This is a genomic window from Shewanella sp. SR1, from assembly GCF_020447145.1.
Classification (GTDB): Bacteria; Pseudomonadota; Gammaproteobacteria; order Enterobacterales; family Shewanellaceae; genus Shewanella; species Shewanella baltica.
In genome coordinates this window covers 239,555-262,138 of the sequence record NZ_JAJAEF010000006.1, presented here as the reverse complement: position 1 = coordinate 262,138, position 22,584 = coordinate 239,555, and the positions used below count along the sequence as shown (strand labels likewise).

At 47.5% G+C, this 22,584-nt stretch carries 18 protein-coding genes; 8 read left to right on the top strand and 10 right to left on the bottom strand.

All coding sequences use genetic code 11. From position 1 onward, the window contains the following. Positions 1-202: IS3 family transposase (locus KV201_RS08175; protein WP_226059020.1), on the top strand; the 202-nt coding region annotated here is incomplete at its 5' end. A 510-nt stretch (positions 203-712) separates the two neighbouring features. Here KV201_RS08175 and KV201_RS08170 read toward each other — a convergent pair. The 4 genes from KV201_RS08170 to pepA form a co-directional block, all read right to left on the bottom strand. After that, the gene (locus KV201_RS08170; RefSeq protein WP_226059019.1) at positions 713-3,589 is read right to left on the bottom strand and encodes a valine--tRNA ligase; all 2,877 of its coding nucleotides are present in this window, start codon (positions 3,587-3,589) and stop codon (positions 713-715) included. A 20-nt stretch (positions 3,590-3,609) separates the two neighbouring features. Next, the gene (locus tag KV201_RS08165) at positions 3,610-4,113 is read right to left on the bottom strand and encodes a DNA polymerase III subunit chi (protein WP_226059018.1); all 504 of its coding nucleotides are present in this window, start codon (positions 4,111-4,113) and stop codon (positions 3,610-3,612) included. A 247-nt stretch (positions 4,114-4,360) separates the two neighbouring features. Beyond that, on the bottom strand, positions 4,361-5,404 hold the full coding sequence (locus KV201_RS08160; RefSeq protein WP_226059017.1) for a diguanylate cyclase: 1,044 nt from the start codon (positions 5,402-5,404) through the stop codon (positions 4,361-4,363). A 456-nt stretch (positions 5,405-5,860) separates the two neighbouring features. Then, complete coding sequence (gene pepA / locus KV201_RS08155; RefSeq protein WP_226059016.1) at positions 5,861-7,369, bottom strand: leucyl aminopeptidase; 1,509 nt, start codon at positions 7,367-7,369, stop codon at positions 5,861-5,863. A gap of 243 nt (positions 7,370-7,612) precedes the next feature. Between pepA and lptF the strand changes: the two genes are divergently transcribed. Together lptF and lptG are read left to right on the top strand one after the other, a co-directional pair. Continuing rightward, positions 7,613-8,725, top strand: a complete 1,113-nt coding sequence (gene lptF / locus KV201_RS08150; protein ID WP_226059015.1) for an LPS export ABC transporter permease LptF — start codon at positions 7,613-7,615, stop codon at positions 8,723-8,725. Then, positions 8,722-9,780 carry an LPS export ABC transporter permease LptG gene (gene lptG, locus KV201_RS08145; RefSeq protein ID WP_006085768.1) on the top strand — a complete coding sequence of 353 codons (1,059 nt, stop codon included), beginning with the start codon at positions 8,722-8,724 and terminating at the stop codon, positions 9,778-9,780. Before lptF ends, lptG begins: the two co-directional genes overlap by 4 nt. Before the next feature lie 114 nt (positions 9,781-9,894). Here lptG and KV201_RS08140 read toward each other — a convergent pair whose 3' ends face one another. From KV201_RS08140 to KV201_RS08120, 5 genes are all read right to left on the bottom strand, one after another. Further along, positions 9,895-10,404 (bottom strand): RDD family protein, encoded by a 510-nt coding sequence (locus KV201_RS08140; RefSeq protein WP_006082594.1) that lies wholly within the window; start codon positions 10,402-10,404, stop codon positions 9,895-9,897. Between the two features lie 53 nt (positions 10,405-10,457). Beyond that, complete coding sequence (locus tag KV201_RS08135; protein WP_006082593.1) at positions 10,458-10,715, bottom strand: DUF2960 domain-containing protein; 258 nt, start codon at positions 10,713-10,715, stop codon at positions 10,458-10,460. A 29-nt stretch (positions 10,716-10,744) separates the two neighbouring features. After that, complete coding sequence (locus tag KV201_RS08130; RefSeq protein ID WP_006082592.1) at positions 10,745-11,095, bottom strand: DMT family protein; 351 nt, start codon at positions 11,093-11,095, stop codon at positions 10,745-10,747. Then, the gene (locus KV201_RS08125) at positions 11,092-11,589 is read right to left on the bottom strand and encodes a GNAT family N-acetyltransferase (RefSeq protein ID WP_006082591.1); all 498 of its coding nucleotides are present in this window, start codon (positions 11,587-11,589) and stop codon (positions 11,092-11,094) included. The genes KV201_RS08130 and KV201_RS08125 overlap by 4 nt, the downstream gene beginning before the upstream one ends. Positions 11,590-12,095: 506 nt before the next feature. Beyond that, positions 12,096-13,601, bottom strand: a complete 1,506-nt coding sequence (locus tag KV201_RS08120) for a carboxypeptidase M32 (protein ID WP_226059014.1) — start codon at positions 13,599-13,601, stop codon at positions 12,096-12,098. A gap of 63 nt (positions 13,602-13,664) precedes the next feature. On the opposite strand from KV201_RS08120, the gene KV201_RS08115 reads away from it, so the two are divergent. The 3 genes from KV201_RS08115 (at position 13,665) to KV201_RS08105 (ending at position 16,788) form a co-directional block, all read left to right on the top strand. Beyond that, entirely contained in the window at positions 13,665-14,231 is a 567-nt protein-coding gene (locus KV201_RS08115) for a DsrE family protein (protein WP_226059013.1), read from the top strand. Between the two features lie 106 nt (positions 14,232-14,337). Further along, the gene (locus tag KV201_RS08110) at positions 14,338-14,973 is read left to right on the top strand and encodes a YqiJ family protein (RefSeq protein ID WP_011847422.1); all 636 of its coding nucleotides are present in this window, start codon (positions 14,338-14,340) and stop codon (positions 14,971-14,973) included. Positions 14,974-15,009: 36 nt separating this feature from the next. After that, the gene (locus KV201_RS08105; RefSeq protein ID WP_006082587.1) at positions 15,010-16,788 is read left to right on the top strand and encodes a flotillin family protein; all 1,779 of its coding nucleotides are present in this window, start codon (positions 15,010-15,012) and stop codon (positions 16,786-16,788) included. A gap of 200 nt (positions 16,789-16,988) precedes the next feature. Here KV201_RS08105 and KV201_RS08100 read toward each other — a convergent pair whose 3' ends face one another. Then, positions 16,989-19,358, bottom strand: a complete 2,370-nt coding sequence (locus tag KV201_RS08100) for an OmcA/MtrC family decaheme c-type cytochrome (RefSeq protein ID WP_226059012.1) — start codon at positions 19,356-19,358, stop codon at positions 16,989-16,991. A 355-nt stretch (positions 19,359-19,713) separates the two neighbouring features. On the opposite strand from KV201_RS08100, the gene KV201_RS08095 reads away from it, so the two are divergent. Both KV201_RS08095 and KV201_RS08090 read left to right on the top strand, forming a co-directional pair. After that, complete coding sequence (locus tag KV201_RS08095; RefSeq protein ID WP_006085762.1) at positions 19,714-20,358, top strand: 4Fe-4S dicluster domain-containing protein; 645 nt, start codon at positions 19,714-19,716, stop codon at positions 20,356-20,358. A gap of 16 nt (positions 20,359-20,374) precedes the next feature. Beyond that, positions 20,375-22,498 (top strand): aldehyde ferredoxin oxidoreductase, encoded by a 2,124-nt coding sequence (locus tag KV201_RS08090; RefSeq protein WP_319000211.1) that lies wholly within the window; start codon positions 20,375-20,377, stop codon positions 22,496-22,498. Positions 22,499-22,584 lie beyond the last annotated feature (86 nt).

The following is a 22,584-nucleotide window of genomic DNA, read 5'->3' as shown; positions in this document are numbered from 1 at the left end:
GCGTTTCTTTAGAAGTTTGAAATCTGAGTGGATACCCGCCAGTGGTTATGGGAATTTTACAGAAGCAGATAAAGAGATCACAAATTACATCACTGGATATTACAGTGAGACAAGACCCCATCAATATAATGGTGGGTTAACGCCAAATGAGTCAGAACGTTTATATTGGAATGACTCTAAAACCGTGGCCAATTTTACTTGACCACTACACAGCAGATCATTTTATGGCTTAGCTATCTTCGGTGTAGATATCTTCAGCCATTACTCTTTTAACACTTCTCTTTATAAATTCTACTTACTGACTAGGTTCTACTCACTGTGAATCTGCTTTTGTCTGTTTCGAGAGTCTATGACGATGTTAGATATCTATATCAGCTCTCTCAGTGCTGCCTAGGGAGGTATTAGCTGCTCTTTGGTCTACATGTGTGTTGTTTGCTCATGCAGGTAGTGATGGGCTACTTATGAGCTCATGAGCGATAGACCACTGGTGTGATTAAGAAGAACTATTAAGTAGTTTCAATACAGTGCAGTAGGTAAAGGGCAGTGTTTAGAATTGACTCGGGTTCAATGTGGCATCTGGCTCAAAAGCGTAGATGAAGGCTCATAATCGCTCATAGATTGCAGCTATATAGATACAAGAAGGGCAGCCTAGTGGCTGCCCTTCATTCAGTTAGAACCAATCATAACAAGTGAATCAGAGTAAATGAGAAGCTTAAGCTTCTAACTTAGCGAACTCTGATTTTTGTTCGTTGAGCTTGTCCATGTCACGCTTGAGATCGGTCATCTTAGCGCGCTCTTTGTCGATAACCTCGGCTGGAGCTTTTGCCACAAAACCTTGGTTCGACAATTTGCCTTCGATGCGAGCGATCTCTTGGCCGAGTTTTTCAAGCTGTTTGTCGATACGGGCCATTTCGGCGGCGACATCGATCAAGCCTGCCATAGGGATCAGCAGTTCCATTTCGCCAATCAAACCTGTGGTCGACATAGGCGCAGTTTCGCCATCGGCTAAAATGGTCATGCTTTCTAAGCGGGCAAGTGTGGTGAAGAAGGTTTGGTTGGCTTCAACACGGGCTTTGTCCTGCACGCTAACACCACGAAGTAGGGCATTTAACGGCTTGGATGGGGCAATGTTCAGTTCGGCGCGAATGTTACGCACGGCGACAATCACTTGCTTAACCCATTCTAAATCGGCCATGGCAGCGCTATCGACTTTAGCGGCATCAAATGTTGGGAACGGTGCCAGCATGATGGTATCACCAGCGACACCAGCTAACGGTTTAACGCGCTGCCAGATGGTTTCTGTGATATACGGCATCATAGGGTGCATCAGGCGTTGCATCGCTTCGAGCACTGTCACTAAGGTGTGACGGGTGCCGCGCATTTGTGCTTCAGTGCCGTTTTGCAATACCGGTTTAGTTAATTCTAAGTACCAGTCACAGAACTGGTTCCAAGTGAACTCATACAGGGTATTGGCTGCTAAGTCGAAACGGTAGGCTGTCATGTGATCGTCAAAGGTCTTAACGGTTTGATTGAACAAGCCAATAATCCAGCGGTCGGCCAACGACAGTTCCATCTCGCCGCCTTTGTGCTCTGGTGAGCCTGGGCCGCAATCTTGATCTTCTGTGTTCATCAGCACGTAGCGTGAGGCGTTCCATAACTTGTTACAGAAGCTACGGTAACCGTCTAAGCGCTTCATGTCCCAGTTGATGTCACGACCCGTTGATGCCATTGCCGCAAGCGTAAAGCGCAGTGCATCTGTGCCGTGGGCTTCGATACCGTCGGCAAATTCTTTGCGAGTGCTCTTTTCAATCTTGGCTGCCAGTTGTGGCTGCATCATGTTGCCGGTACGTTTTTCAACTAAATCTTCAAGTCCGATACCGTCGATCATATCTAATGGATCGAGTACGTTACCCTTAGATTTTGACATCTTGTTACCCGCTTCATCGCGGATAAGGCCGGTTACATAGACAGTTTTGAACGGGACTTGTGGCTTGCCGTCTTCATCTTTGATGAAGTGCATGGTCATCATGATCATACGGGCAACCCAGAAGAAGATGATGTCAAAACCTGTCACCAACACGTCGGTTGGGTGGAAGGTTTTTAAATCTTCTAAATTGTCAGGCCAACCTAAGGTTGAGAACGTCCACAGGGCTGAGCTGAACCAAGTGTCCAGTACGTCTTCGTCTTGGCGTAAGGTCATTGAGTCGGCGATATTGTGCTTAGCACGGACGTCGGCTTCGTTGCGGCCGACATAGACTTTGCCGTTTTCGTCGTACCATGCAGGGATGCGGTGACCCCACCACAATTGACGCGAAATACACCAGTCTTGAATGTCACGCATCCACGAGAAGTACATGTTCTCGTATTGCTGTGGCACAAATTTAATGCTGCCATTTTCAACGGCTTCGATAGCTGTTTTCGCCATTGGCGCAACAGCGACATACCATTGGTCGGTCAGCATTGGCTCGATAACCACACCTGAGCGATCGCCGTAAGGGACTTTTAAGGCATGAGGTGCGATTTTTTCGAGCAGCCCTAAGGTTTCAAATTCGGCGACGATAGCATCGCGCGCTTTAAAACGGTCAAGTCCGGCAAAACGTTCAGGCAGGCTGCCATCGAGCGTTTTGTTAAAGGTACCGTCAGAGTTCACCACTTCGGCACTTGCACGAATGGCGGCATCTAAGGTCAGTACGTTGAACATTGGCAGGTTGTGACGTTTACCGACTTCATAGTCGTTAAAGTCATGGGCTGGGGTGATCTTCACGCAACCTGTACCAAAGGCCATGTCGACGTAATCGTCGGCCACGATAGGAATGCGGCGGTTAACAACCGGCAACAGAATAAACTTACCGACCAGCGCTTGATAGCGTTCATCATCGGGATGCACTGCAACCGCACTGTCGCCGAGCATGGTTTCTGGGCGTGTGGTTGCGACTTCTAAATAGTCTTTACCATCGGCGGTCAGTTCACCGTCGGCCAGTGGATAACGCAGGTGCCACATATGGCCCTGTTTTTCTTTGCTTTCCACTTCTAAATCAGAGATAGCCGTGTGTAGCTTTGGATCCCAGTTGACCAAACGCTTACCGCGATAAATCAACTCGTCTTCGTACAGACGTACAAACACTTCTTGCACGGCCTTAGATAAGCCTTCGTCCATAGTGAAACGCTCGCGGTCCCAATCAACAGAAGCGCCCATGCGACGTAACTGCTTAGTAATAGTGCCGCCCGATTGCGCTTTCCATTCCCACACTTTATCCATAAAGGCATCGCGACCTAGGTCATGACGATTTTTGCCTTCTTCGGCTTCAAGCTTACGCTCAACCAACATTTGGGTGGCGATACCCGCATGGTCAGTACCGACTTGCCATAGGGTATTTTTGCCTTTCATCCGTTGGTAACGGGTCAAAGTATCCATAATGGTGTCTTGGAAGGCGTGACCCATGTGCAAGCTGCCCGTCACGTTTGGTGGCGGGATCATGATGCAATAATTGCCTTGGGATTCATCGCCGTGTGGCTTGAAGTAACCTTGCTCTTCCCAGTTTTGGTAAAGCGTTTGCTCGATGGACTGCGGATCGTATGTTTTTTCCATGGGAACGTGTCTGTCTCAAACTAATTAAGTGGATGTGTTGCTAAGTCTTGGGTCTGTAAATTGACCCCTAAGCCGCGATACTGTCGATAACGTTCGCGAGCGACCGCTTTATGCTGATCGTCATTGGCAACAAAATCGATAATGTGGCCAAAGTTTACCGCAAATGGGGGCGCTTGGTCTGCAAGATTAATCAGAACTTGGCGACTTTTGTTGGCGCCGAGGCGATCAAAACCAATTTCTACCGGCGATCCCGTCATCGGGCCTTCACCTTTGAGGTTATGTGGCACAAAAGCACTTGGCTCAAACTGCCATAAAAGTTCATCAATCGCATGGGCTTGCTGCTTATCTTGGCAATGAATATAGACCCATTGTTGTTTCACAAAAGCCTGCTGCGCCAGTTGGCATGCCAGAAGATGCATCTCGCAAAGCGCAGGGTTCGCATTCGCGGTTGCAACAGGTGAGCCAGCCTTGGCCTTGGCAGTTAATGCCACTGGCGGCATGAGATAAAACAGCACTTGAGTCATGATTTCAATGCCTTGCTTCACTTGTTTTAGTGGCGAACGAAAGCAGCAGTTTACACTAAAAGTTGCTAGGGGTTAATGGTGCAGTATTGGCCTAAGGTTAGAGTGTGAGCAAGCTTAGCTGACTTGTTTTTATTTCAGTGTATTTGCGACAGAGACAGATTGAAAATGCTTGTGACCATTACAGGTCTCTGTCTCGATTACGACCATCTAGGCTCTGAGAGTGGACACTGTCTAGCATGTGAGTCGGTTATGCATCAATAGATGAGTGATAAATGAAACAACCACCTTTACCACTGCGCTTAATTTGATACATGCTGCTATCAGCTTGATGGAATAGGGTTTTAGCATCCTGGGCTAAGTTGGGGAAGAGTGATGCTCCTATGCTACAACTCACCTTGAGGGTCACCTTTTCTAAAGGTACTGGTTTTTGTAACTCTGTTAGGATACGGGCTAATAGGGCTTCTACGGCGATAATGTTATTGGCTTCGGCCAACCAAGCAAATTCATCCCCACCTAAGCGACACACAAAATCATTTTTCCGTTGCATGTTTTTAAATCGTTGTGCCAATGCTTGCAGTAACTGATCACCTGTTTGATGGCCATAGTTATCATTAACTTGTTTAAAATCGTCTAAATCGATCAGCAACAAGGCGACATGGTTGGTTGGGTGTCGTTGTGCCCTGAGTAAGCAATTATTTAGTTCATTGTCGAATGCGGCTCTGTTATACAAGTCGGTTAACGGGTCGTGTGTGGCTTGATGCATAATTTCGGCGGCGCTGCGTTTATAATCGGTAACATCACGTGCAATGGCGTAGAGTTGGCTCGTGTTCTCGCTCAGTGCGGGGCAGCGCCAAGAGAGCCAGTGCCACTGACCTTGATTATCGATATAGCGGTTTTCAAAATTAATGCAATCTTGGCCAGAACCTAAACCTTGTAAGGCTTGCACTGTAATCTCTCGGTCATCCGGGTGAATAAGCTCAGTAATAGGTTTGGCTAATAATTCGTTTTGAGTGAAACCTAGTGTCGCCGCAAAAGCAGGATTAACTCTTTTAAAGTAACCATCAAGTGCCGCAATGCAGAGTAAATCGAGTGAGTTTTCAAAAAACCACTCCCAGTCTGCTTTAATTTGCTGATGACGGATTAACTCTGCTTGTAGGCACTCAGTCGTGTGAGTAAGCGTAGAGCGTTCTTGTTCAAGGGTATTAATGCGTTTCTCGAGATTTTCTAATTGCTCAATCTGGCTACGTAGGCGTTGGATGATATGCAGATCGTTTATTGGTTTATCGCTCATGAGATCACCTGTAATGCATTCAGCAATTAGCAGACTCTTCCATTAATGAGCGTTCAGTGCCCAGTTTGAATGTCGTGATTTCGTCCTGATAGTTATGGAGTCTAGTGGTAGTGCTTCGCCGCGCGAACATTAAGTATTATTGCTAATACTGTGGTTCGCAAGTTGCGAATAAGGGGGGAAGCCTTTTATGCTGATGAACTCATTATGCGGTTATTGTTTTATAGCCTCAAACTTAAGTCATCAGGCTTAAAATACTCTTTTATATCAAGGCAAATGAGTTAGGGATTAGGGAGATTAGTTCTGTATTGCAGACATGGCAGTTAAGCCTGTATTTGGGGAAATAATGACATATAAAAAGCCAGCGACCGAATGTCACTGGCTTTTTTTGAAAACTTCAAGTCTCTTAGAGCGATACCCGTCTTTTGTTTGAGAGAGTCAAATCAAAGCTGAATAATCTTATTCGCCGAGTTCAACGCCTGCACGATTGATCAGGAACTGAGTCAATAGTGGCACTGGACGACCCGTAGAACCTTTGTTAGCACCGCTATTCCAAGCTGTACCCGCAACGTCTAAGTGAGCCCAGTTGTACTTTTTAGCAAAGCGCGAGAGGAAACATGCTGCTGTGATAGCACCTGCTGGACGACCACCTAAGTTGGTCATGTCAGCAAATGGACTGTCGAGCATATCTTGATACTCATCCCACAATGGCATGCGCCATGCGCGGTCACCACTTTGCTCACCGGCACTTAATAGCTCGTGTGCCAGTGGGTTATGCGATGAGAACAGACCCGATGCGTGTTTACCAAGGGCAATCACACACGCACCAGTCAGGGTTGCAGTATCGATAACCAGTTCAGGATCAAAACGCTCAACGTAGGTTAATACGTCACACAGGACTAGACGGCCTTCCGCATCGGTATTTAACACTTCAACGGTTTGGCCTGACATAGTGGTCAGAATGTCACCTGGACGGTAAGCATTACCCGATGGCATGTTTTCACAGCCAGCCAGAATACCCACAACGTTGATAGGTAACCTCATATCACAAATGGCTTTCATGGTGCCGATAACACCTGCTGCGCCACCCATGTCGTACTTCATTTCGTCCATGGCTTCGCCTGGTTTCAATGAAATACCACCCGAGTCGAAGGTTAACCCTTTACCGACTAATACGATGGGTTTTTCAGTGCTATCGACAGCGCCCTTGTATTCCATCACAGTCATGATGGATTCGTTGGCACTGGCGCGACCGACTGCAAGGTATGAGTTCATGCCCAGTTTGGCCATTTGCTCTTCACCGATAGTGGTGACATGCAGTGTGTCGTGTATTTCAGCCATTTGGCGAGCTTGAGAAGCTAAATAGGCTGGATTACAGATGTTAGGTGGCATGTTGGCCACATCGCGACATAAGTGCATGCCGGCAGACACTGCCATACCATGCTCAATAGCGCGCTCACCTAAGGTTAACTCACGGCGAGTGGGGACATTGAACACTAATTTACGCAGTGGACGGCGAGTTTCACCTTTGCGGGTCTTCAGGGCATCAAAGCTGTAAAGACTGCTATTGGTGGTTTCAACCGCCTGACGTACTTTCCAATAAGTATCGCGGCCTTTCACGTGCAGTTCAGTCAAGAAGCAAACCGCTTCCATTGAACCTGTTTCGTTAAGGGTGTTGATTGTCTTAGTGATGATTTGTTTGTATTGGCGTTCGTCTAGTTCTCGTTCTTTGCCACAACCCACTAATAATACACGTTCACTCAATACGTTAGGAACATGGTGCAGCAACAACATCTGGCCAGGTTTACCTTCCAGATCGCCGCGACGCAGTAGGTTACTGATATAACCTTCGCTAATTTTATCTAATTGCTCCGCGATACCCGACAGACGACGGGGTTCATAAACACCGACCACGATACAGGCTGAGCGTTGTTTTTCGGGGCTACCGCTCTTTACGCTAAACTCCATGAGCACTCCTAGATTCTTAAAGACAAATTTTTATATTTATTGGATAATGTCTGCTTGTCCCGAAAAGGGCCTAAGTTATTACTCCAAAGGTGATTTATTCTCGGCGCTTGAGCCACGCATTTCGTGACGTTAAGTTTACCTAGAACCCCTGAAGCTGGTCAGAAAACTATCAAAAGTAAACAGTTTACATGAAAGTTAGTCTGTTACCAGCAAAAAGATAAGTTTAGAGACCGGATCCTGCCTGTGATTGTATTTAAATACCTTATTCGAGAAGTTTTAAAGGCACAAATTGCGGTACTTTTAGTGCTGTTAACTATTTTTATTAGCCAGCATTTCGTGCGTATACTGGCCGATGCCTCCGACGGCGATTTTCCCGCCTCTTTAATCATGACTCTGATTGGGCTTAACTTGCCATATCTAGTGATCTTAGTCCTGCCGTTAAGTTTGTTCTTGGGGATTTTACTGGCCCACGGCCGTATGTATTCCGAAAATGAAATGGTCGTTCTCCATGGTGTTGGGGTCAGTGAGTGGTATGTCACCCGCGTGACGCTGATTCTTGCCGTGATCAATATGTTGTTTACCGGCTATTTATCCCTTTATGTCGCCCCTTGGGCAGAAGAGCAGCAAAACCAAGTGCTCGAAAAAGCCCAGTCCGAAGCCGGGCTTGCGGCCTTAGTACAAGGGCGTTTTCAGGCGAGCCCTAATGGCCGCGCGGTATTATTTGTAGAACGTATCGGTAAAGATAACGAGTTAGATAAAGTGTTTGTGGCCCAGTTGCCAGACCCTGATGACGAAACCGGCGTCACCAATGTGGTGGTGGCCAAAGGTGGTCGAGTGCAGGAAGATAGTTCAGGCGCCCAGCAATTGAACCTGAATGATGGCGTGCGTTATCAAGGCAGCCCGAAGGCGAAGGACTACCAAATGATCGAATTTGGTGGTTATAAAATGCAAATTAAAGAGCAGCAAGTCGACGAGCGTCGGCGTAAGTTATCTGCGCTGCCTGTCGATGAACTCGTGAAAATAGAAGGCGCGGAAGCCGTTGCCGAATTCCATTGGCGTCTTGCCATTCCGCTGGCGATTCCGATCATGACCTTGATTGCGGTGCCTCTGGCGCGGGTGAATGTGCGTCAGGGCAAGTTCGCTAAAATGTTCCCAGCAGTACTCTTGTACCTTGGCTATTTTGGCCTCATGGTCGCCGGACGTAAGGCATTGCAAGATGGGATTATTCCACTGTATTTAGGCATGTGGTGGATCCATATTTCGGCGCTCTTGATGGGGCTGTTCTTGCTCGGCAAAGATAGGCCTATATTTAGTCGTATCTCGACCCTGTTTACCCATAAGAAGGTGGCGGCATGAAGATATTAGACCTTTATATTGCCAGAGTATTGTTAAGCACTTCAGCGCTGTGTTTGCTGGTGTTGACAGGCTTGTCGGGCATCATCAAATGGGTTGACCAGCTGCGTTTAGTCGGTCGTGGCACCTACAGCATGATGGATGCAGGCATCTATGTGTTGTTTTTAGTGCCACGGGATATTGAAATGTTTTTCCCGATGGCCGTGTTGCTGGGCGCCTTGATTGGCATGGGAATGCTGGCATCGAACTCTGAACTTGTAGTGATGCAAGCTTCTGGCATGTCACGTTTGCAGATCACTATGTCGGCGATGAAAACCGCTGTGCCCTTGATGTTACTGGTGATGGTGTTAGGGGAATGGGGCGCACCGATTGCCGAGCAAAAGGCTAATGAGTTGCAAGCTATTAAACTCTCAGGCGGGAGTTTAATTAAGTCCCACCGCGGTATTTGGGCAAAAGACGGTGATTTGTTCGTGAACATTGGTGAAGTTGAAAACATCAATAAACTCAACAACATTACGCTTTATAAGTTCAATAGCGAACTCAAGCTCACCAACGTTGTACATGCGGACCGCGCGGTGTTTTCCCAAGACCGCTGGCGTTTATTCGACGTCAAACGTACCGATTTAAGCTATGAGAAAGTCGTGCTTGAGTATCTGGAAGAAGATCAATGGCAGTCGAGTTTAACGCCGGATAAGCTCAGTGTAGTTTCGATTAAACCTGAAGCGTTATCTATCCGCGGTCTAGTCGGTTATCTCGATTACCTTAAAACCAACAGCCAAGATCCTAGCCGCTATGAATTGGCGCTGTGGCGCAAGGTGATGCAGCCGGTGACGGTCGCTGTGATGATGTTAGTAGCACTGTCGTTTGTATTTGGGCCGCTGCGAACTGTGACTATGGGCGCGCGGGTATTGCTCGGGGTTGTGGCGGGTTTTAGTTTTTATATCAGTAATGAGATTTTCGGCCCTATGAGCATAGTGTATGAGTTACCTGCCTATGTGGGGGCTGTGGCACCAAGCTTGTTGTTTACCGGCGTTGCCTTCTACTTTATCCGGCGATGATACTCATCTTATTACTCCCCATTTAGTCTATAAGAACAGTTCCTAAAAAATAGTCCATAAAAAACGACGCTTTTGCGTCGTTTTTTTATGCTGACAATTTACTAGAAACTAAACTTAGGCGCCGTGCCAGTTACGCATTTGGTTGGCTTCTTTAGACAATACAACCACTTCTGAGCGGGTCATACTATCTTGCAGGGCAAGCTTGTTGCCATTGATGAGGATCCACAGATTACCAATGCCGAGCAGTGACCAAACGATGCGAGCGTAGGCCGTGATCATGCTTAAGTTTTGGCCGTTTGGATGTTGGATCTTAAGCCGCCAAGCGCGCATCCCTAAGGTTTGACCGCCCTTACTCCAGAATAATGCGTAGAAAGTGCCGACACACAAGACGAGCCAGAGTTGATAAATACCATGGTAAATCGGTGTGCCATTGAGCGCGTCAGAGACATGCTCAAAGCCATTCATGCCAGCCAATCCAGAAGCGGTAAGGCCGTAGAAAATGCCAAAGCCTACAGCGCCAGAAACCATATAAACGGCCACGGCTAACAGCGAATCGTAAACGGCAGCACCTAAGCGGCGAAAGAATCCCGCACGGGGAAAGTTAGCATGTTCGGTATTGAGCATCACAGTGTCCTGTTTTAAAGTGCTTAAAGCGAATACAAAAATGAATAATCTGCCTAGGCTTCGGGTTCTTCGTCTCTAACAAAGTGGATATTGCTAAAGCCAAAGCGGGCAAATTCTACTTTTCTGAATTCTTTTTCAGCCTTAGCACCCTTGCGCGACGTCATGGCGACTTGTTGCTCCATGGCCAAAAATTTGGTCAGATCGATACCTTCGGCTTCGGCCACGGCTTCATATAAATCATGGTGTTTGTCGTAGCTAAAGGCGATAGTTTTAGTCTTACCTTTGAAGGTATAAGTGACTTGACGGGCCATGGGTGAGCTCTCCTGAAATAAGTCTGAAATTAATTAAATTCACTTCTAAAAATAAAATACACAGCACCTAATATGCACAATCCTGCCCACAGATAATCGAGCTTCAATGGTTCTTTCATATAGAAATAGGCAAAGGGGACGAACAGACTTAAGGTGATGACTTCTTGTAAAATTTTTAACTGGCCGACATTCATGACCGTGTAACCGATACGGTTAGCGGGCACTTGCAGCAAGTATTCAAATAGGGCGATGCCCCAACTCACTAAGGCGGCGATAATCCAAGGTTTTGAGCCTAAGGTTTTCAAATGCCCATACCAAGCAAAGGTCATAAAGATATTGCTCAAGCAGAGTAAACCAATAGTGGTCAGGGTTGGATTCATCTTTCATCTCTATGATTAAATTTATAAATCATATACATGGCATCGTCGGTATAACTGCCAAGGCACTTGTCTATGGCCTGAGGCTTAAAGCCCATTTTTAGCCAATAACTGTCGGCGCCTTGAACGGCAACGAGGGACAAGGAATTGAGATTATATCGATCTGCCAGCAGTGTTAAGCGGGTTAGCGCCTTAGCACCTGCGCCTAAACCTTGGGCTTTGGCTGAAAGCGCAATATCGTGCAGGTATAAAGTATCAGCCTTGGGTAAATGGGTGATGGGTTGATATAGCGCAGGCGGCATATTGGTGGTCCAAGGGTGAGCCAAGCAATAACCGACAACTGAGCCATTTACTTCGAACACAAAACAGGACTGTGGCGATACCTGCCATTTACTTTGCAGCACGTGCAATGGCTCAGGATCCAGTTGTGAGTAACACTCATCTTGGATTGCTAAAATGGCATCCCAATCCTGTGGGGTGATTGCTCGCAGTAACATGGCCGACAATTATCCTGTTTCAAAAGTCCTGTTGAAGGAACTCCGTTGAAAGAGTCCTGATTCAAATAAGCTCGGCATTATAACCTCAAGCGGCTTCAAAATGCAGGCTCCAGCGGCAATATAAAGCGCTTTAAAACCCGTATAAACTGAGCTTTCAGCGCTTGTATACCCAAATAACCTGAAGATGCAGGATTCAGCGGGAGTTTAACGCACTTTAGGCAAGGCCATTTATTGCTCCTGCATAAATGGCATTCACGCCATCCATGGCGATTGCGGCTATTTGCAGACCTAGCGGGCTAAGTTAAAAATAACCAACACAGCATAAAGTGCGTTACCCCGTGGTTAACATCAGCCGCCGGGACGGAGCACCTAGGGCACTTCACTTCCGTGTTGCATCAATTCAAAAGGTGGCCGACATTCTGTCAATGATGCGCCTTGAATTGATGCACCCTAGGCGCTCTGAAACTCGACTCTTCAGGTAGCTTGGGTATAAGCGTTCGCAGCGGTTAAATGCCCAGATATCGTTGGCGCAGGTGACGCTCAAGATATTGACCATTTAAGGTTTCGCCCGTTGCTTGGCGGATCAGTTCATCGGTCGTGAGCAAGGATCCCTTTGACCAAATGTGCTCGCGCAGCCACTGGAATACCGAGTCCAACTTGCCTGCGTCGATTAGGGCTTCAATCGGCCCTAAGGCTTTTTCCATCGCAAAACGACATTGGGCGGCATACATGGCGCCTAAGGTGTAACTTGGGAAATACCCTAGCTCACCGACAGCCCAATGGATGTCCTGCATGCAACCGTCGCGGTAATTGCCATCAGTATTGATCCCCAGTAATTGTTGCATCTGTGTCGACCAAAAATCAGGTAAATCATCGACGGTTAAGCTGCCGTCGACAAAGGCTTTTTCTGCCTCAAACCGCAGCAAAATGTGGCAAGGATAGGTGACTTCATCTGCGTCGACGCGAATAAGTCCGGGATTTACGCGAGTGTAATGCTGGGCTAATTCTTGGGCACTGAAATGACAGTTAAGATGCTGCGCGATTTTAGGCTGCAACTGACGTAAAAATGCCGGATTTGCCCCAAGCTGCATTTCGCAAAATAGACTTTGGCTTTCGTGGACGCCCATAGAACGTGCAAGCCCAGCGGGTTGACCGCGCCACGCTTGAGGTAAACCTTGCTCGTATCTGGCGTGGCCAGTTTCATGAACTATGCCCATGATTGCGCTACTGAAATCGGCCTCATTGTAGCGAGTCGTTATCCGCACATCGCTTGGCACGCCACCACAAAATGGATGGCTACTCATATCCAGCCTACCGTGATTAAAGTCAAACCCCAAAAACGCCATGACGTCACGGCCAAGGGCTTGCTGCGCGCTGATATCGAAGGGGCCATTGAGCACAAGCTTAGGCTCGTTTGCCTGCTTAGCCAGCACTTCTTGGATGAGTGTCGGTAGCCAATCTTTCAGACCGCCAAAGGTTTGTTCCAGCTTTGCCGTGGTCATTCCCGGTTCAAATTTATTGAGCAGGGCGTCATAGGGCGTGATATTTTGCGCTTCGCCGCGGATCTGCGCTTCTTCCTTGGCAAGGTCGATGACCGCTTTTAGATTGGGCTTAAAGCCCAGCCAATCATTATTTTTACGTTGCTCGCGCCACGCATTCTCACATTGATAGGCCATCTTGGTTTTGGCTTGTACTAGGTCGCCGGGCACTAAGTTGGCCTGTTGATACTGGTACAGTATTTCCCGCAGATTGGCTTCTTGCTCTGTTGAGAGTGATTCATCCGCCGCGCCGTGTAAGTGCTCGGCTAAGGCGGCTGAGGTTTTGAGACCGTGGATATGCAGCGCCAGTTCTGCCATAGCATCGCCGCGATCTTGACCGCCGCCCATGGGCATCATGGCCGCTTGGTCCCAGTCACCCAAAGCGCTGAAATGTTCAAAGTGAGAAATTTTCTGGAAATGTGCCGTCAGTTTGTCGTAACTTGGCGTTGGTACTTTAGTCTTAGGTGTGCCCATGGGATTTCCCTTCTGGCGCATAAAACCTGCGCGAATAAATAACAATAACAGGATGATAATACAATGAAGTCAAAATCATATAGCACTAAAACGCTAAAGGCCGCGCTGTGCCTGACCCTTGCCGCTATCGCTTCGACGGCGCAGGCGGGGGCCGATAAATTTGTGGCAGGGCCTGCTATTCCTGAGTTTGGTCAGATTGCCAAAGTCGACAGCATGATGCCCATTCCTAAGGGCATGAAGTTTAAAGTGGCTTTTGATATGAGTAAGGCGGCCGATGTGGGTAAGACGAATCGTCAGCTCGAAAGTTTAGCGCGTTTTATCAACATGCATGTGGCGGCAGGCGTTAAAGAAACCGATATCGAGCTGGCTATGGTGGTGCACGGTGGCGGTATTAGCGATTTAGCGGATGATGTTTTTTATGCCAAGCAGCATTCAGGTGCCGTAAACGCCAATCACACTTTGGTTAAGGCTCTGGTTGATCACGGCGTGAAGTTTTATATCTGCGGACAGAGCGCCGCTTATTTTGATTTAACCAATGCCTCATTATTACCTGGTGTTGATATGGCATTATCGGCGATGACAGCCCACGCTATTTTGGCGCAGCAGGGTTACAGTGAAAATCCATTTTAGGGTAAATTTTTAGTTTGGAAATAAGGCTTGGCTTGCTATTCTGTGGCGCATAAGTCGATAATTACAGTGAAATAAATGGAATGCTGTATTGTTCAAGGAGATGACTATGTGGGCGTTTTTAGTTGAGCAGCCTAATTTACCTTACACCATAGCTTTTGCCTGTGTTCTGGCCCTCGGTGTGTTTGAAGCCTTCGCGTTAGTCATTGGCTTAAGCATGATGAGTGCGCTAGACCAATGGGTGCCTATCGATGCGGATTATGACGCAGAGGTGAGCCCTGGCGGACTTACTGGCATTGCCGGTTGGCTGTGCCTCAATCGACTGCCGTTATTGATTTGGTTTGTGCTCGCGCTGACCAGTTTTGCGATAGCGGGTTATATCGTCAATTTTATCAGTTTCAATGTCGCTGGCCTTTTACTGCCGCAACTGTTCACCTTACCCATAGCCATAGTTGCGAGTGCCTTTTCTTGTCGTTATTTCGGTCGAGTGCTGGCTGATCATCTGCCGAAAAATGAATCGAGCGCAATTTCGCTTGATGATTTGAGCGGCTATGTCGCGACTATTACCTTAGGCTGCGCCATTAAAGGCATGCCCTCTGAAGCCGTTGTGCGTGATAAACACCAACAAAAACATTACGTCTTAGTCGAGCCTGAAACCTCGGGCATCGAGTTTGCCTCTGGCACTCAAGTAGTGCTACTTAAGCGTGAAGGCCGTGTCTGGTCTGCTACGCGTTTTGATAATTAATCGTCCCCAGCCATAAATCAATTGAAAGGAAATCAAATGGATGTGTTAACTGATATCGGTTCATCCGGTAGTTTTATTTTGCTCGTTGCCGGCATGGTGTTACTTGGCTTCATCGTGATCGGGTTAATTTTTGCCAAGTTATATAAACGTGCAACCAAAGAAATGGCCTTTGTGCGTACCGGCTTTGGCGGTGAGAAAATCATTAAAGATGGCGGCGCTATCGTACTGCCAGTGCTGCATGAAACCATTTCGGTCAACATGAATACCCTGCGTATCGAAGTGGAAAAAACTCAGAAAGATGCGTTGATCACTAAAGACAGAATGCGTGTCGATGTGAAGGCCGACTTCTACTTACGTGTTGCCCCAAATTCCGATGGTATTTCGATGGCGGCGCAAACCTTAGGTACGCGCACAAACCGCGTTGAAGAGCTTAAAAAGCTGATGGAGTCTAAGTTTGTCGATGTACTCCGCGCTGTTGCTGCTGAAATGACCATGACAGAAATGCATGAGCAGCGTGCCGATTTTGTGCAACGTGTGCAAAATAACGTGGCTAACGATCTGGAGAAAAATGGTCTCGAACTCGAGTCGGTTTCGTTAACGGGTTTCGATCAAACTGATCTACAGTTCTTCAATGAAAACAACGCATTCGACGCCGAAGGTCGTGCACGTCTTGCGAAAATCATTGAAGAGAAACGTAAAGAAACCAACGATATCCAACAGGATAACCGGATTAAGATCGAGCAACGTAACCTCGAAGCCGAAAAAGAATCCCTAGAGATTGAAAAGTCGGAAGAAGAAGCGCGCTTGATCCAGCAACAGTCTTTGGAATTTAAACGCGCCGATCAAAAAGCGGAAATTATTAAGCAGAAAGAAAACAAGGCCCGTGAAGAACGTGAAGCCGAAATTGCTAAAGAACGCGCTATCGAAACGGCTCAAATCGAAAAGACGAAAGATATCGAAACCCGCGAAATTGAAAAGTATAAGTCGATTGAGCAATCGCGCATTCAACAGCAAAGGGATATCGAAGTTTCTGAGCAGGAAAAACGCATTGCGGTTGCGGCTAAATCTGAAGAAGAATCTGCTGCCCGTGCCCGTGCTGCTGAAGCCGAAAAACTGAAAGTTGAGAAAGAAGAAGCGGTAATCACAGCGCGCCAAGTGGCCGAAGCGAACCGCCGTAAAGAGATTGAAGTGATTGATGCCCGTAAAGAAGCTGAGCGTGATGCGGTAGGCGTAACAGTACAAGCCGAAGCCGAGAAACGTGCCGCCGAAGACAGATCGAGTGCGATTCTGATTGAAGCGCGCGCCAGTGCCGATGCGAAAAAACTGCAGGCCGAAGCGGATGAGAAAGTCTATGCCGTTGAAGCTGCGGGTAAACAAGCGCTTTACGAAGCTGAAAACGTCTTGAGTGATGAGCAAATTGCCCTGCAAAAATCCCTCGCGATTTTAAAAGCGTTGCCTGAAATTGTGGCACAAGCCGTTAAACCGTTGGAAAACATTGAAGGCATTAAAATTCTTCAAGGCTATGGCGCTGGCAATCAATTTGCCGCGGGTGGCGAAGGCGCTCACCATCAAGGTGGCATTGCCGAGCAAGTCACCAGTGCCGCATTAAACTATCGCGCTAATGCGCCGGTTGTCGATGCCATGCTTAGAGAGCTGGGCTTAGTGAACGGTGATACTGGCACCTTGAATGATTTATTGAACGGCAATAATACGTTAACCGCCGAGGCGTTAAGTGGTGTGAAGTCGTCTCATGCTGAGCTTAAAGATTACAGCCAAACGCATGTGGTCGAGAGTCAAAGCGTGCCTAAGCTGTAAGGTCGACTTAGCGAACTCTATGAGGTTAGCTTGATGACTGAGCTTTATGAGATTAAATCCGCCAAGTAAGCTTTTGCGCTGAGTGAAGTCAGCACTGAGTCATGGCTTGATAAATCAGCTTGATAAATCAACCTGATTAAATAAAACCGCTCGCATTATTGCGAGCGGTTTTGTTTTTGGGCGAGATAAAATCTACCAGCCTATTGGTGCACCTTATCGACACCCGATGAACGACCTTCGGCGTGGCAGATGGCGCAGGATTCTTGCCCAGCTTGGTAAATTCGCCCTCCGCTGGCATCGCTTTGATAAACCCCACCAAAGCCACGTGCGTGAACCACTAAGCTATCCTTTTGCGTATGGCAGGCGGCGCAGGTTGCCAAGGTTGGCGAATACTCGGCAATTTGACCATTGTTGACGGCATCGGGTGCGGCAACTAACAGGGATTGCTCTGCACTCAGTCCCGCGAGATCCAGTTGCCCAGCGCTATGGCAAACACTGCAGTTGTTTTTCGCATTAGGGTAGGTAAGTTCTGGGCGTGGGTTGTCAAAACCGACGACAGTACGGGTTCCCGCGTGCAGTGAATGCACTAACTCCCTGTAGCTCAAGGTATTGTTGATGGTGCGATAGGGCTTGATTTGGTCGGCACCTGGAGTATGCATTATGCCTGCATTGAGGTACATGATCGCATCATTGCTATGGCAGCTTTGACATTGTCCATCTGTTAGCGCGGTTGCGGTTTGCGGTGCGTGGCAGGTACCGCAGCTGCTAGTAGGCTCAAAAATCCCCCTCATTTGATGCGCCGACAGGACTCTGTCCTCTAAGCCTTGATCATGACATTGGCGACAAGCCTTTTCATCGACCTTAGCCTTTGCCGTAACTGTTTGACCTTGCAGGGTGAGCGTATTCAACGCGCTGAGGTTCACATTGTGATTGGCGATATTACAGTCAACGGCAAAGCCAGTGTTTTTATCGGCGCAGAGCACCAATTTACTGTAGAGCTTAGATTGGCTCAGATCGCCAAAGTCAGCAGTCGATAAGTTAGATATAGTGACCGTTAACTGATTGGGCGCCGTGATGTTTAAGGCAACATCGCTCGTGTTTGCCAATAAATCCCACACTTTACGCTGGCCATTATTAACTGGCATGTCGGTATGATTGGTTTCACCCGCGGCAATTAACCAGAAAGATTTAATCATGGCTTGAGTAGCGGGAAGTTGGTCAAGTTGCTGCACTTGTAGTGTGACGACTAGAGTTTGCGCCTCAACACTGAGCTGCGAGCTCAGTAACTTAACTTGGTAATCGCTCGCCAGTTTAGCTGCCGTGTTCACTGCGGCATTGTGAAATAGCCCCACACCTTGGGGATTATTGCTATCGGGATGACAGCCGCTACAGCTGAGTGCCCATGGCTTGGCAAAAATCTCCCTATTATGGAATAACCCCGCGACAGTGCCATTCCAGTCGGCGGGAATTTGCGCTTTATGGCAGTCAAGGCAGGCGGTTTTACTGGGGATATTGTAATTGCTGCTTTGCGCCGCTGCGTCAGCGATATGACATTGCTGGCACTGCTTCATATCGCCGGGAAAGGTCACATTGGAGAAGTCATATAACTGTCCCTTGTGGCCGACGATTTGATATTTAGCTTGGTGGATCTGGTGCGTCAATGTCGCCATATCTAAGCTGTTACCGGTTTCAGGATCGCCAGAATAAGTCGTGTGACACACCACGCAGCCCTCAAAGGCAAAACGTTTACTGCCGTGCATCAAAAGGCGGGTATCGGCATTGGCTAAATCGGCATTATGGCAACGAAAACACGCTTGCTCAGGTGCGATAACTTTGCGGCCCATGTCCGCTGCGACAGTTTGTCCCGTGGCGGGAACAAAGTCGTATACGCTGTTAATCAACTGAGTGTCGATTGGGCTATTGGCTAACGGTTTGAGTTCTAGGTAAATCCTGTGGGTCAGTTCTGGCGTGTATTGGGTATCGAGTCCCACAAATTGCGGGTATGCCGTCAGCGGTTTGCTAAAGGTATAACGGTATAGACCTGCGCCTAGCGAGGTTAAACACGTCGTTTTACAGCTGCTTTCAATGCCCGCTTGAAATTGTGTTACGGCATTGGTTTGGGCATTGGTCGCGGGTTCCACTTGGTTGTTGATGTAGCTGGTCCATTGCAATGCGGTATCTGTCGTACTGGCGGTCTCACTCGTTGTGACAACACTAGTTTGCGCCGCAGCATCAGTTGTGGCTTGAGTGATGTGATAGTGCGCCTGCGGTGGTGCAAGCTTGGCGATACCAAGGCCTAAGGTGTCTAGCTCCTTAAGGTTTTCTAGTCCAGTGACGGCAATGCCATTGGCGTTACTGAGAAAGAAATCGACCTGCACTTGAGTTTGCGCATCGATAGCGACTTTTTCAATTGTCGCTTTAAGAGTATCGGCCTGTTCTATGCTGATACTCACAATTCCAGGTGGGCCTTCTTTACCCTCTTCACCATCGGAACAGGCGGTCATCAGACAGACTGCAACAGCAATTGGCGTAAAGATTTTCCATTGAGAACGGGTATTCGTGTTCATCATTTTCCATTCCTTTTTAATTAGATTCTGTCGGGACTCTAATCGGAATGTATGCGTTTTAGATATTAACTGAGTTATGCGTTGAGTGGCAGTTAATTAACCGCTTTTAAACCTTTTTGATTAATTATATTGAGGTAGTTTGAATTGAAGCATTATTTTAATTTTCGATATATTTAATTGTTAATTCTTAAAAGCGTTAGTCAGACACAAGTCGTGTAACTTGATCTAATACTGCCCCAATTTGGGTAAGTGTGACGCAGACGTAAAATAATAATAGATATTACTCTAGCATAAATTGTCGGGAATCAAAGTGTATGCATATTTTAATTATATTGCTTTGACTAATAAAGGATCGAATATGATTACCAGAAGAGGAATACTTAAAAGCAGTATGGGCGTTGCTGTCGGTACTGTATATCACGGGACACTGATTAGCTTTCTTACCGGTTGTGGCAGCGACAATGACAGTCAGGAAGTCGTAGAAGTCATGGCCGGTGGTTTAATGGTGGTCAACCCTGTGGTGTGTGTGAGTTGTCGACGCTGCGAGATTGCCTGCAGCTGGAACCACGAGGGCGACAGTAGTCCAACGCTGGCGCGCGTAAAAGTCGAACATAACATGAACTTCGGCCCGCATGGCATGCAATTTAACTATCACATACAGCATGGCGAATGCGGTGATGGCACCATAATTCCTGCCACTTGCCGCCAATGTGAGGTCTGTACACAAGTGTGCCCGCAACAGGCTATTTCAACCAACCCGCTAACCGGCGCCAAAGTGGTTGATGAAGAACTCTGTGTTGGATGTGGTTATTGTGCTGATAAATGTCCGCAGCAAGTGATTAAAGTCGTCCGCAGTAAAATGAAAGCCGTGAAATGCGATTTATGCAATGGCCAGCCTGCTTGTGCTCAAGTTTGTCCTACTGGGGCAATTAAATTTTATCCTTGGGATGAAGCCGAAGCTGCATTAGAACAATATGAAAAATATACCGGCTTAGTTTCTTGAATCGAGGTGAAATATGATGAGTAATATAATTGGTGGATGGGCAGGAAAAGTCCTTAGAGTTAATTTAACGACAAATACGATTTCGTATGATCCCATAGAAAAATATTATGACTATATTGATGGTATGGGTATTGGTTATAAAATATTGTGGGATGGTCATAAGGACAATATAAAGGCAATCGATCCTGAGAATATTATTGTCTTCTCTGCGGGGCCATTAACGGGTTCAGGGGTGATTTGTACTGGACGAACAACGATTACTTCCCGTAGTCCGGTGATTGAAAAACACCTTATTGCCGACGGTCACTTTGGTGGCCATTTTTCACCTGCAATGAAATTTGCCGGCTTCGATGCGATTGCAATTGAAGGCAAAGCGGCGAGCCCTGTGTGGCTAAAAATTGTCGATGACAAGGTCACTATTGAACTCGCCGATGCGCTATGGGGCAAAGGCATATTCGATACCCACGCCATGATAGCGCAAATGATGGGCCCCAATGCACAAGTGGCGGCGATTGGCCAAGCGGGTGAAAACCAAGTGCCGCTGTCTGTCATCATGACTCAGGGCGGACACTCTGCGGGTGGTCATGGCTCAGTTATGGGCTCAAAAAATTGTAAAGGGATCGGCATTATCGGCACCGGCGCCGTCAAAATTGCCGCCAATAATGAAAAAATGCGCGCCTTAGATGACCATATTTTAGGCATTATCGGCGCCAATAATAATGGTGTGGTGCCTTCGACGCCGCAATCTTGGGCCGAGTACTCAGCCCCTATCAGTCGCTGGAAATCACGACCTGGCCTTAAGTGGGGCGCCGCCGATCAAGAAATCGATTTAGGCGAAGTGCCTTGGAATGAGCGTAACCGTATTGGATTTCGCACTTCGATGGCCGAAAGCTACATAGGCGTCGAATATGCCAACAAGTGGATGAAGCGCACTGGCGGTTGCCATTCATGCCCAATACGTTGTTTCTGCGAGCTTAAAGTCCCTGAACTGAAGAGTAAATATGGTCGTAAGACCGAGCATATTGCCAACGTCTGTATGGGATTCCTCGTGCCTCAGTATTTGATGGGCACCACAAACGGTTCAGAAGCACATGCAATGGCGGGAGCTTTGGGGGCACAGATCCTCGATGACTACGGTATTTGGTGTAACTATGGTTTGATTTCTCATATCTTTAAGTTTTTAAAAACACACGATATGTTCAAAGATTTACTGCCTGAAGAGGAGTACAACAGCATTCCTTGGGCGCTTTGGGATAATCAAGATCCTGCCTTCTTAATCGATTTCTATCGCCGCATTGCCTACAAAGAAGGCGAAATTTCCCATATGGCGGATGGATTGTATGACTTAATCGCGCGTTGGGGCTTAGATGGCACAAACCCCGCATTAGGGTATTGGGACATACATAAAGAGAGTAAAACTAAGGTCTTTAACCGAAAAACCAACGCCGCCGTGCACCATGCGAGTGAAACCGCGGGTCAAGTGGGCACCTTAATCAACGTCGTCTTTAACCGCGATGCCCAGTGCCATTCCCACATCAACATAGTTAACAGTGGGTTACCCCACGATATGACAGTCGCCATCGCCGAGAAAAAATGGGGCGAGGGCGCTTTTGATAAGGTGAAGTGGTATACCCCGATTAATGCCGCTAAGGTTCGCTTTGCTAAGTGGTCTTTAGTGAAAAACGTGCTGCATGACTCGCTGACACTGTGTAATTGGATGTTCCCGCTTTTGGCATCGCCCGATAAGAACCGTAATTATGAAGGCGATAGCACCATAGAATCGCAAATGTTCAGCCTAGTTACAGGGATTGAAACCAGTGAAACTGAGTTAGATTTTAAGGCGGAAAGAGTCTTGCATCTGCACCGCGCCTTAACCATGTTGCAGATGAATGAGGGCAATATGCGTGAAGAGCACGATGTTCTCAGCGACTGGGTTTACGATATGGACCCAGACAAAAACTTCGGTGAAGAGGGCACCATCAAGATGGATCGTGCCGACATGCAAACCTCGCTGGACATGTTCTACGAAGCCTTTGGTTGGGACATTCAAACGGGTGCACCAACGCGGGCCACACTCGACAAGTTTAGCCTGGGCTTTGTCGCCGACAAATTAGCGGCGCGAGGCTTGCTACCCGCTTGAACACTCTAGTTGGGCATTATGACTGGACATTATGAGTGAACACTATGACTGGACATTATGAGTGAACACAATGATTGGACATTATG